The sequence below is a fragment of the Marinobacterium halophilum genome, from assembly GCF_003014615.1.
GTDB lineage: Bacteria > Pseudomonadota > Gammaproteobacteria > Pseudomonadales > Balneatricaceae > Marinobacterium > Marinobacterium halophilum.
On sequence record NZ_PYGI01000031.1, the window covers coordinates 15,382 to 27,545 of the forward strand.

General features: G+C 56.0%; 7 protein-coding genes. 2 read left to right on the top strand and 5 right to left on the bottom strand.

The genetic code is table 11. The features are described from left to right. The first annotated feature begins 88 nt into the window (after window positions 1–88). The gene (locus tag CLV44_RS16710; protein ID WP_146140029.1) at window positions 89–3,859 is read left to right on the top strand and encodes an EAL domain-containing protein; all 3,771 of its coding nucleotides are present in this window, start codon (window positions 89–91) and stop codon (window positions 3,857–3,859) included. Here CLV44_RS16710 and CLV44_RS16715 read toward each other — a convergent pair. From CLV44_RS16715 to CLV44_RS16725, 3 genes are all read right to left on the bottom strand, one after another. Further along, window positions 3,844–4,797 (bottom strand): 2-hydroxyacid dehydrogenase, encoded by a 954-nt coding sequence (locus tag CLV44_RS16715; RefSeq protein WP_106593263.1) that lies wholly within the window; start codon window positions 4,795–4,797, stop codon window positions 3,844–3,846. The genes CLV44_RS16710 and CLV44_RS16715 overlap by 16 nt on opposite strands. Window positions 4,798–4,874: 77 nt before the next feature. After that, window positions 4,875–8,093 (bottom strand): efflux RND transporter permease subunit, encoded by a 3,219-nt coding sequence (locus CLV44_RS16720; RefSeq protein WP_106593264.1) that lies wholly within the window; start codon window positions 8,091–8,093, stop codon window positions 4,875–4,877. Then, on the bottom strand, window positions 8,090–9,121 hold the full coding sequence (locus CLV44_RS16725) for an efflux RND transporter periplasmic adaptor subunit (protein ID WP_106593265.1): 1,032 nt from the start codon (window positions 9,119–9,121) through the stop codon (window positions 8,090–8,092). Before CLV44_RS16725 ends, CLV44_RS16720 begins: the two co-directional genes overlap by 4 nt. Window positions 9,122–9,391: 270 nt before the next feature. Here CLV44_RS16725 and alaC point away from each other — a divergent pair, with 270 nt between their 5' ends. After that, window positions 9,392–10,615 (top strand): alanine transaminase, encoded by a 1,224-nt coding sequence (gene alaC, locus CLV44_RS16730; protein ID WP_106593271.1) that lies wholly within the window; start codon window positions 9,392–9,394, stop codon window positions 10,613–10,615. 139 nt (window positions 10,616–10,754) lie between these two features. Here alaC and CLV44_RS16735 read toward each other — a convergent pair whose 3' ends face one another. Both CLV44_RS16735 and CLV44_RS16740 read right to left on the bottom strand, forming a co-directional pair. After that, window positions 10,755–11,099, bottom strand: coding sequence for a hypothetical protein (locus tag CLV44_RS16735; RefSeq protein ID WP_146140030.1), 345 nt, complete (start codon window positions 11,097–11,099; stop codon window positions 10,755–10,757). Between the two features lie 58 nt (window positions 11,100–11,157). Next, the gene (locus CLV44_RS16740) at window positions 11,158–11,868 is read right to left on the bottom strand and encodes an IS481 family transposase (protein WP_106593267.1); all 711 of its coding nucleotides are present in this window, start codon (window positions 11,866–11,868) and stop codon (window positions 11,158–11,160) included. Between the last annotated feature and the right edge of the window lie 296 nt (window positions 11,869–12,164).

Consider the following 12,164-nt stretch of genomic DNA (forward strand, 5'->3'; position numbering starts at 1 on the left):
TGTTGCGGCGTGTTGTTTGGCTTGTTCTTGCTTTGTCAATTCGCTACTTTGGGAAACAAGCGCAATTCTGCTGCCGGAGCCTATTCCGTTGACGCTTTCCTTATCCCTGCATAATCACGCCTACCTGAGGCGTGTGTCGGCGTTCATATTAGTGTTGTGTACGCTGATATTGTTTCCCGCTCACGCCCTCGGTGCCCGCGAACCCGGCTTCAATCAGGTGTTTCAAGGCACTGATATTCCAATGTTGCTGATTGACCCTGCCCAGGGAAATATTATCAGGGCCAATGATGCAGCTACCAAGTTTTATGGCTATTCCGCTGAGCAGTTGAAACAGCGGTCAATACAGCAAATCAATACATTTACGCCTGAACAGGTTGCGGCAGAGCGTCGTCAGGCCATGATGGAAGGGCGTAACTTTTTCATCTTCCGTCACCAGCTGGCGGATGGCGATATCCGCACCGTCGAGGTCTATTCACACCCCTATACCTTTGGTGGCCAGACTTTGCTGCTGTCGCTAATCCATGATATTACCCCGGGCCGACATGCCGAACAGGATCTTTGGCACTATCAGAACACGCTTGAGCAGATGGTGGATGTTCAGGTTGAACAAATCGCCCATAGTCGGGATGTGCAGGTTTGGATACTGGCCGGTGCAACCTTGGCTCAGGCACTGGCGATTAGTTGGCTGGTACGCAACATCCGTCGCCGCCGACAGTTGGAAAAACAGCGCAAGCAAGATGTTGCTGCACTGGAGTTGAACAGTGTGCGTTTGAAAGAGGCGCAGCGTATTGCGCGCACGGGCAGCTGGACGTTGGACCATAAGCACCGTGAGTGGACGTGTACTGAAGAGATGTACCGAATTCTGGGCTTGGATCCCGGTAAAGGGTCAGTGTCCTACCGTGAGGCGCTTGGATGCATCCATCCGGATGATCGTGCACAGGTGGCACAGGCATTTAGCCAGGCGGTTGCTTCACATACCCTGTATGACATTAACCATCGACTGCTGTTACGGGATGGTGGTATTCGCTATGTGCATGTCATCGGTGAAAACCATTACGCCGATGATGGCTCGGTGGTGGTGACGCTGGGCACAGTCCAGGATATGACCGAACAACAGTTGACGCAAAATGCCTTGTCCGCGTTGGCGACCGAGTTTGCCACGCTCTCTGGTGAGGATTTTTATCGTGCCGTCTGCCGTCACCTGGCCGACGCTTTAGGGCTGGAATATGTGTTTGTTGCACAGCTGGCCGAGGGGCGTGAGGGTGTTGATGTGTTGGCCGGCTGGACCGATGCGGGGGCAATGCTGCCGTTCGGCTACAGTTTGAAAGGCACGCCATGTGCTGACCTGGTTGCGCATGATGTCTGCATTCATCCTCAGGATATTCAATCTTTGTACCCCGATGATTTACTGTTGTCCGATATGGGCGTGACGGCTTATATCGGCAGTACTCTGAAGGATAAGCAGCAACGGTCGATAGGTCTGCTGGTAGGGCTGAGTAAGCAGAAATTGAGTAATACGGAGCTGGCTTATGATCTGTTGCAACTTTTTGTTGATCGGGTCAGTGCCGAAATGCAGCGTTCACAAGAAGAAAGCAGACGCCTGCAAGCGGATCAGTATCGCCAGATTGTGCTCAAGTTTTCCAGCCGCTTCATTAACCTGCCCTTGAACGAAGTGGACACCGCGATAGAAGAAGCGATGCGGGAAATTTCGCTGTTTATCGGGGCAGATCGCTGCTACCTGTTCGAATATGACTTTGCGGCCGGCGTGGTAAGAAACACGCATAATTGGTGTAAGCCAGGTGTGTTGGCATATACGAACGATGAGCCTATGGCGCTGGACAGTTGTGATGCCTGGGTGCAGCAGCATCTGGATGGCAAAGCGGTGATGGTTGGGGATATCAGTCAGTTGGATGATGGCCCGTTAGTGCAGATATTGAAGAGTTTGGGCGTAAAAAGCCTGTTGGATTTGCCATTGACGCTGCAGGGTCGTTGTATTGGTGTGATCGGAGTGGATTCAGCTGAAAGCACCTATCAATTTGGCCCGCAGACGGTTGAGTTGCTGAGTCTGTTTGCCGAATTGCTGGCCAACCTGAAGCTGCGTCAGGAGAGTGAAAGTCAACTACGGCTATCGGCCAGTGTATTTGATAATGCCAATGAAGGCATCATGATCATCGATGTGGACGGGTGTATTGCCAGGGTCAATGCTGCTTTTACCCAGACCACCGGTTATACGGCAGAAGAGGCGACGGGGCGTGATGCGGCGTTCCTGAGCATGGACCAAGGCGATCCACATCATCAAGTGCAATGGGAGACCCTGCGCAGCGAAGGTCGATGGAGCGGTGAGGTCTGGAATCGGCATAAGGACGGCATGATCTATGCCGTTTTGCAGAAAATTAATGCATTTTATAACGACGTTGGCATCTTGCAGGGGTATGTGTGTCTGCTCTCCGACATTACGAAGCTTAAACATCAGCAGCATCAGTTGGAGCGTATTGCGCACTATGATGCACTGACCGCGTTGCCCAACCGAACCCTGCTGGCTGACCGGATGCAACAGGCGATGGTGCAGGCCAACCGCCACGGTACCAGTATGGCGATTCTGTTCATTGATCTGGACGGCTTCAAGGCGGTCAACGATACCCATAGCCATGCAGTGGGTGACCGTTTACTGGTTGAGTTGGCGCAGCGGATGAAAGCTAGTCTACGTGAAGAGGATACGCTGGCACGGTTGGGCGGTGACGAATTCGTGGCGGTGTTACTGGATCTCGCAAACCATGATGCGAGCCTTCCGGTGATTGAGCGCCTGCGTCAGGCAGCGGCGGCCCCACTGACGATTGATGGGCGTGAACTCTCGGTCTCTGCCAGTATCGGCGTGGTGTTCTATCCGCAGCGAGATGTGTTGGACGCTGACCAGTTGCTGCGACAGGCCGATCAGGCGATGTACCAGGCCAAGCAGGCGGGCAAGAACCGCTATTACCTGTTCGATGTGGAACGTGACCGTGCCTTGCGCGACCGTCATGACCATCTGGAAAGCATTCGTGAAGGGCTGCGACGTCAGGAGTTTGTGCTGTATTACCAGCCCAAGGTCAATATGCGCACCGGCGAGGTTGTAGGCTGTGAAGCGTTGATCCGTTGGCAGCATCCGCTTGATGGTCTGTTGCCCCCGGCTGCATTCCTGCCGGTGGTTGAAAATCATCCGCTGTCTGCCGAGATCGGCGAATGGGTCTTGGCTACTGCGCTGGATCAGATGGTAAGTTGGCGGCGTGAGGGCATGCCGCTGAGGGTCAGTGTCAATATTGATGCGATCCATCTGCAGCAGCCGGATTTTGTTCGCTCGCTGAGTGAGGCGTTATCACAACGGCCAGAGATCCGGCCCAAGGATCTGGAACTGGAGATTCTGGAAACCACTGCGCTGGATGATGTCGTGCAGGTATCCACGATTATCCATGACTGTATGCAACTGGGTGTGGAGTTCGCTCTTGATGATTTTGGCACGGGGTATTCTTCGCTGACCTATCTCAAGCGGCTCCCGGTTCAGGTGCTCAAGATTGATCGCAGTTTTGTCCGTGACATGCTGGATGATGCCGACGACCTGGCGATACTGGATGGGGTGATCCGTCTGGCCGGTGCCTTCAAGCGAGTGGTTATCGCCGAAGGCGTTGAAAGCGTAGAGCATGGCCGGGCGTTGCTGAAAATGGGCTGTGATCTGGGCCAGGGCTATGCCATCGCCAAGCCAATGCCAGCGGCTGACATGAAACCATGGCTGGATGCCTGGCCGATGCGGCATCAAGCTGCGTTGGCGGAAAGGTCCGACGACAACGCAGACACTGATATTGCCAGCCCTCAGCCGTTGACCTGACGCACAGGCTTGCCCGACTGGCAGGCCCGTATATTTTCGGCCGTTTGATGAATAATGGTTTGTCGGGCCTGCACACTGCCCCAGGCTGAATGCGGGGTAACGATCAGGTTCGGGATAGACGGGTCCAGCAACACATTGCCGTTGCGCGGCGGCTCCTCGGTCAGTACGTCGGTAGCGGCTCCCCCCAAGTGACCACTGAGCAGTGCGGTTTTCAACGCGCCTTCATCCACAATACCGCCCCGCGCGGCATTGATCAGTAGGCTACCCGGTTGCATGCGCGCCAGTGCTGCGGCATCAATCAGGTTGTGCGTCTGTTCCGTGAGCGGGCAGTGCAGACTGACTACATCAGAGCGTTCCAGCAACGTTTCGAATGTTACCCGCTCGGCGGGAATGTCGCGGCTGCCGGGACGGGCCGCGACCAGCACTTGCATGCCGAAGCAGCGGGCCAGGCGCGCCACTTCCTGTCCCAGCGCCCCGTAGCCGATAATGCCCAGGGTGCGGCCATTGAGTTCCAGAATCGGGTAGTCCAGCAGACAGAACTGGCTAGAGAGGTTCCAGTCTCCATCCTTGACGGCACGGTCATAATCCAGCAAGCGGGTGTGCAGTGCCAGCATCAGACCAAGCACATGCTGGGCCACCGAATGCACGCCGTAGCCCTGAGAGTTGCAGACCACGATGCCTTTGGCTGTGGCAGCCTCCAAGTCGATGTTATTGACGCCGGTGGCCACGACACAGATCAGTTTTAGGGCGTCAGACGAACGGATCAGCGTTGCATCCAACACCACTTTATTGGTGATCACCAGCTCAAAGCCATCGATGCGTTCGGCGACCTGTTCAGCAGCGGTGTGCGGATAACACACCAGCTCATCGACACAGGCAGCGATGGGGGAAAGGTCCAGATCATCCAGACTCTGGGTATCGAGAAACACGGCGCGCATATTGAACTCCCTTCGCAGCAATCGGTAGACAGAAGAATCTAGGCAATCATGATCGATCTGGCAAGCGCCGCCAGCCGTTACAGCCGGCGACAACGGGCGAGGGTGTAATAGGCCAGCGGCACGATAATAATGGTTAACAATGTCGACATGGCCAGCCCGAATACCAGAGAGATTGCCAGACCATTAAAGATCGGGTCGCTGAGGATAAACCAGGCTCCAACCATCGCGGAAACGGCGGTCAACGCAATCGGTTTGATCCGCACCGCACCGGCCAATATCACGGCATCCTCCAGTGAGCTGCCCTCGTCAAGCAGTTGACGAATGAACACCACCAACAGGATCGAGTTGCGCACGATAATGCCGGCCAGCGCGATCATGCCGATCATGCTGGTGGCGGTAAATTCGCGGCCGAGCAGGGCATGGCCCGGCAGGATGCCGATCAGGGTCAGCGGAATCGGGGCCATGATCACCAGTGGCAGGACATAGGAACGGAACTGGGCGACCAGCAGCAGAAAGATCATGAATACGCCAACGCTGTAAGCCAGCCCCATATCGCGGAAGGTATCGTAGGTAATCTGCCACTCACCATCCCATTTCAGCGCGCCGGTCTCCGGCAGCGGCGGCTGGCGCACGAAAAACTGATCAGGGGGCTCGGGCAGCTGCTCCAGCCGATTGACCATGGCAAACATGCCGTACAGCGGGGAATCGATGGCTCCGGCCATGTCGGCGGTGACATAGGTTACCGGCAGCAGATCCTTGTGGTAACGGGCTCCGGGCCATTCGACCGTTTCGATACGCGCGATACTGGCCAGCGGAATCAGTTGCCCTTCGCGGTTGCGTATGGGCAACGACAATAGCGCCGAGGCCTGTGCCTTGTCGCCCTCGTTGAGGATGGCGCGGATTGGTACCGGATATTTGGCATGTTCATCATGCAGATAACTGAGGGTGGCACCGCCCACGGCGGTTTGCAGTGTCTGTACCACCTGCCCCTGGGCAACCCCCAAGCGGGCGGCGCGGGCGCGGTCAATGATGACCTGCCATTGCTGTACGGGTGCTTCAAGAGTGGTGTCGATATCAACCAGTCCTTCGACCTTGTGCATCTGCTCGGCCACCTGCCGTGCCAGCGCGGTGCGGTGGCGTTCGTCGGCAGCGTAGATTTCGGCGACCAGTGGCGACAGCACCGGCGGGCCAGGGGGAATTTCGACGATTTTTACCGAAGCATCAAAGGGTGCAGCAATCGCCTGCAGCGGCGCGCGCAGCGCCTGGGCAAAATCATGTGAGGGCCGGTCGCGGTCGGACGCGGCGATCAGGTTGATCTGCAGATCGCCATGCCAAGGGTCGGTGCGCAGGTAATACTGGCGCACCAGGCCATTGAAATTGATTGGTGAGGCGGTCCCGGCGTAGGCTTGCCAATTGGCGACGTCGGGCAGAGTTTCCAGGTGCGCACCGAGAGCGAGTAACAGGTGTTGGGTGTTTTCCATCGGCGCGGATTCGGGCATATCGACCACCACCTGCAGCTCCGACTTGTTGTCGAATGGCAGCATCTTGAGAATCACGAACTGATACATCGGCAAGGTGAGCGACACCAGCATCAGGCCGATGACGCCCAGGCTCAGCCCGCGCCGACGCCAGTGGTGGTCGCCAAGAAAGGGGCCGAGCAGAAAACGGAAAACCTTCAACGATATCGGGCTGACGCCATCAGCGGAGCTGCCGGTTTCCTCTGCCGCTTCGGTGCGTCGGGTCAGGAGCCGCATTGCCAACCAGGGGGCGACGACAAAGGCGACGACCTGCGACAGTACCATACCGGCAGACGCGTTGATCGGGATGGGGCTCATGTACGGTCCCATGAGGCCGCTGACAAAGGCCATCGGCAGCAGTGCCGCCATGATGGTGAGGCTGGCCATGATGGTCGGCGTACCGACCTCGTCCACGGCGGCCGGAATGATATCGCGGATGTTGTGGTTGGAGTTGCGGATGCGGCGGTTGATGTTTTCGGTGATGACGATACCGTCATCGACCAGAATGCCGATGGAAAAAATCAGTGCAAACAGCGAAACGCGGTTCAGGGTGAAGCCCCAGGCCCAGGAAAATACCAAGGTCAGCAGTAACGTCACCAGTACGGCGATGCCGACAATGGTTGCCTGCCGCCAGCCCATGGCGGCCAGTACCAATAGCACGACGCAAACGGTTGCAGAGATAAGGTCGATGATCAGTTTCTTCGCCTTGGCTGCAGCGGTCTCGCCGTAGTTGCGGGTGACAACCACCTCGATCCCCTCCGGCAGGAGGCGGTGGCGCAGCTGATCGAGACGGGTTTCGATGGCGGTGGTGATATTGATCGCATTTTCGCCGGGCTGCTTGGCGATCGCCAGCGTGACCGCCGGGTAAATAGTGCCGACCGTGCCGGGGCTATCCTCAGTCTTGCCGGAGCCAAAGCCGAGCATGACGCTTTGGTCGGGCACGGTATCACCCCGGTGGATGGTCGCGATATCAGCCATGAACACCGCCGCGCCCTGGTGCATCCCAACCACCAGGTTGCGTACATCATCGATCCGCTCCAGCAGTTGGCCAGCCTGTACCGGCACCGACAGGTTATCACGTGTTGCTCTCAGCCCCTGGGAACTGCTGTTGGCAGCCTGCAGGGCCTGGCCGATATTATCCAGCGTCAGGCCATAACCGGCTAGCAGGGCGGGATCGAAGCGGATATCGACCCGGTCAGGCACGCCACCAACGGTATAGATATCGCGAGTGCCGGGAATGCGCTTGAGGTCCACTTCCAGCATGTGAGCCAGTTGCGTCAGTTCGGTCCCGGCGTAACGCTGTTGCGGGTCGTATAGCGTCAGCGTCATGATCGGCACATCATCGATGCTGCGGGGCTTGATCAACGGTTGGGTTGCGCCCAGGTCGACCGGCAGCCAGTCCTGATTGGAATAGACCTGGTTGTAGAGCCGAACCAGAGCCTCTTGCCGCGTCACACCGACTTTGAATTGCACGGTGATGACAGCCTGCCCCTGACGGGAAACGGAGTAGACATGCTTAACCCCCTCGATCTCACTCATCACCTGTTCGGCCGGTGTTGCGATCACACTTTCCACTTCAGTGACGCTGGCACCGGGCAGGGCAACGATGATATCGGCCAAGGTAACATCGATCTGCGGTTCCTCCTCCTTTGGCGTGAACAGCAATACCAGAATGCCAAGGATGAGGGCGATAAGGGTGAGCAGCGGGGTCAGTTTGGAGTCCTGAAAGACCCGTGCGATGTGACCGGATGGTCCGATGGGCGGCAGCGGTTTGCTCACGGGCGCGTCTCCTTGGTCGGTGACGCAGTATTGTTGGATGGCCGAGCGACAATGTGTTCACCGGCCCGAAGGCCAGACAGGACCTCAACCCTGTCGCCGTTGCGAACCCCGATACGTATTTGACGCAGGCGCGTGAGGCCACTCTCGTCGAGTACCAATACAGCACGCAACTCGCTGCGATGGATCACCGCCTTGGCCGGAATCCACAGCGCCTCACGGGGCGCAACCGGTACACTGACCTTCACCAGCATGCCGGGGTACAGGTGGCCGTCCGGCTCGGTCAGCGGCATGCGCAGGCGGAATGTGTGGGTGGCCGGATCGGCGTAGGGGTAGAACATCATCGCGCCGGTATCCAGTGCGCGGCCATCCGGCAGAGTTACGCGGGCACGGCGCTGCTCACGGGCCAGTCCGGCGTACTGTTGCGGCAAGTCGACCACCACGCGCAGGTGCTCCAATGACAGCCCCGTCAACAGTGGCTGACCGGGATTCACGCTTTCGCCCAGCGCCACATGCCGCTCAATCAAAATGCCACTGTAAGGTGCGGTTATGCGAGTGTAATCGAGCTGCTGCTGAGCCTCTGCCAGTGCCGCTTCGGCCCGAGCGAGTCGGGCCTGAGTCGCATTGAGCTTGTTACGTGCCTGGTCGAGTGCCTGATTGGCAATCAGTTTGCGCTCATGCATGGACTGGGTGCGGCTGAATTGCTGGCGTGCGTCGTTCAGGCCTGCTTGCGCTTCCGCCAAACCTGCCTGCGCCTGACTGAAACGTGTCCGCTGTTCATTGTCGTCCAGCTGCACGATCAATGCCCCGGCAGGAACGGAATCGTCCACATCGAATGGCAGGGCAGTAACGCGCCCATGGGTTTGAGCCGAGACGGTACTTTGCTGTACAGCTTCGATTACCCCGTCCAGTATCAGGTATTCTTCGAGTGTTTGCCGTTGAACGACCGTGGAAGGGGGGGTGGTTTCGGCAGCCAGCAGGGGCGATCCCAGCAGGGAGATTAGCAAGGGTAGGGTGCGCAGCAGGATCATGGTTGCCGCTCCTTGGGGTGGGTGTGTGTTATTAATATTAGTTAATGTTCATATAATATCTCGGTGTGGTCAACCGGTTTGGTGGTCGGGTCTGTTATCATGGTGCCCGATCAGTATAGCCACAGACAAAGACCGCCCGATGCAGATCCTCCCCTATGAACTCGGGTACTGGCACAATCAGCTAGTTAAGGTTAGTCTCGATACACAGCCATGAGTACATGGCTGGCGTCGCTCGGACGGTTCCGGGCGCTGACGTTTTTCGAGGTTTACATGACAGACAATACAGGTGTGCGTCCCGTACGCCATTTCTCCCGTATCGATCGCCTTCCGCCTTACGTGTTCAACATCACCGCCGAGCTGAAGATGGCGGCCCGTCGCCGTGGTGAAGACATCATCGATTTCAGCATGGGCAACCCGGATGGTGCCACACCGCCGCATATCGTCGAAAAGCTCTGTGCCGTGGCGCAGCGTGACGATACCCATGGCTATTCCACTTCGCGCGGGATTCCGCGCCTGCGCCGCGCCATTTCGCGCTGGTATGAAGACCGTTACCAGGTCGAGATTGACCCGGAAGACGAAGCGATTGTGACCATCGGTTCCAAAGAAGGGCTGGCGCATCTGATGCTGGCGACCCTGGACCATGGCGATACCGTGCTGGTCCCTAACCCCAGCTACCCGATCCATATCTACGGTGCCGTGATTGCCGGTGCCCAGGTGCGTTCGGTGCCGTTGGTACCCGGCGTCGATTTCTTTGTCGAGCTAGAGCGGGCGATCCGCGAATCGATTCCCAAACCGAAGATGATGATCCTGGGCTTCCCGTCCAACCCGACTGCGCAGTGCGTAGAGCTGGACTTTTTCGAGCGCGTGGTGGCACTGGCAAAAGAGCATGACATCATCGTGATTCATGACCTGGCCTATGCCGATATTGTGTACGACGGCTGGAAAGCACCATCCATCATGCAGGTGCCGGGTGCGAAAGATGTGGCGGTGGAGTTCTTTACCCTGTCCAAAAGCTACAACATGGCGGGCTGGCGCATCGGTTTCATGGTTGGCAACAAGGAGTTGGTACATGCACTGGCACGTATCAAAAGCTACCATGACTACGGCACCTTCACCCCGCTGCAGGTAGCGGCCATCGCGGCACTGGAAGGCGATCAGCAGTGCGTACGTGATATCGCCGAGCAATACCGCCAACGCCGCAATGTGCTGGTTAAAGGATTGCATGAAGCGGGCTGGATGGTCGATAACCCGAAGGCGTCCATGTATGTCTGGGCCAAGATTCCAGATGAATATGCTGAGATGGGCTCGCTGGAATTTTCCAAAAAGCTGCTGGCCGATGCCAAGGTCTGTGTATCGCCGGGGATCGGCTTTGGTGATTACGGCGATGACTATGTACGCTTTGCCCTGATCGAGAACAAGGATCGCATTCGCCAAGCGGTAAGGGGCATCAAGGCGATGTTTCGTGAGGATAAAGTACTCAACGGCGAAGGCTAGTCATTTACCTGGCATACACACGCTAATGTGTTGAGAAATGAACCGGAGCGCAGGCTCCGGTTCTGTGTTTAAAAACGGTAGCATCATCCGATTAAACTTAAATAATTCAGACTTTTACTATGCGCATTTTTTATATTTATTATTTTTTTAATATTTCTTTCAAGTCATAAAGACCTTTGTAAATATAAGCTCTGTTAGGTTGGACTAAAAATTCTTCGTTATAGTAATTGTCTGGCTTTACCTTGAAAAAACTTCCATTAGCCGTAATTATTCCAATGTTTTTATTTGATATAAAGGTATGGCTGGCAGCCAGCCAATATGCGGATTCTATATAGTTATAAACATGGAAGTCTATATCTCTTCCGCTATTATTGAATATAATGGCTGAGTTTTTAGCCGTGTTTCCTATTATTTTTTGGATATCTTTTTGTGCAATTTCGTAAAATTCTTCAAGATCCATTTTAGTATTTAAGTTTGCAGCCACTTCCGTGCCCTCCTGTATTAATCAATTCATACCGTTTGTGTGTGGTGTGAGGGCGTAGTTAGTTTTTGCTCACACCAAGGTCTGCATAAAAGCGGTCAAACTCATGAATGCTCCCAGCCCCTGGTGTGTGGAGCGAGAGCAGTGAATCGGTGTGCTCTTGGCCGCTACCCGTCACAATATGCGTAATATTGATCGGGCTTGCTGTCTGCAGGCTATCCAGAAAATGTCGTGCATTGGCCGTTTTCGTGTTTGATTGAGTCTGCACAAATAACCAGCGGGTGACACAGTCGATCGCAATGAACAGGTAATGCTGCGTGGACTCATTTTCCATCTTCGGCAAAGATTTGATCTCAATATGAATATGGCCGGGCTGACAGGCCTTGAACCCTTCTTGTGTAGTTTTGGGCACCTTTGACTTGAGCGCATGCAAATTGCTGACGCCATGGCGGCGCAGGCAGCGATCAAGCCCGGAGCGTGAGACTTTGTCACAAATAAACGCGTTGACAACATTTAGAAGATTATCCAGTGATAGCAGAAGCCGTTTGCGCAGATGGATGACAATCGCCTCCTGAGTTGGCGTCAGGTGCGTTTGCAGGCGGTGTGGTGTATGCGGCCGATCTTCAGTGCTTGAACGGCTGCACCACTTGCGTACGGTGGCTTCGCTGATGCCGTACTGCCGAGCCAGTTCACGAACAGGTTTGGTGCTTTCTGCCAGTTCGGCACGAATGGCGGGCGTGGTGCGTGCGCGTTTATGCAAGGACACCATCATCTCGGTTGACCTCCCGGAACCTATTGGGTAAATCGTTGAATAGGACTGCACATGGCACTGACAGCGGCACACTAAGGATAGCGCCTTTAGTATTATCAGTGATGCGACATAACCATCGTTGGGAACCACCCATTAGCCAGAGTCAGTTTTGCGCTGCCTAATGGGTGAAGGTTTTAATGTGTCCCCGGATACTGGAATCAGAAACGGTACTGCACACTGCCCCACACGCGGGGATGCTGCTCTTTCGTATCCGATTGAGGCGTGCCCCCCTCGATACGCCAGGCCGAAGCGAGGTT

What these genes read in the sequence shown, in the direction of transcription:
- CLV44_RS16715 (WP_106593263.1), bottom strand. Translation starts at nt 4,797, where the DNA reads ATGCGCGCCGTGTTTCTCGATACCCAGAGTCTGGATGATCTGGACCTT.
- CLV44_RS16725 (WP_106593265.1), bottom strand. Translation starts at nt 9,121, where the DNA reads ATGATCCTGCTGCGCACCCTACCCTTGCTAATCTCCCTGCTGGGATCG.
- alaC (WP_106593271.1), top strand. Translation starts at nt 9,392, where the DNA reads ATGACAGACAATACAGGTGTGCGTCCCGTACGCCATTTCTCCCGTATC.
- CLV44_RS16740 (WP_106593267.1), bottom strand. Translation starts at nt 11,868, where the DNA reads ATGATGGTGTCCTTGCATAAACGCGCACGCACCACGCCCGCCATTCGT.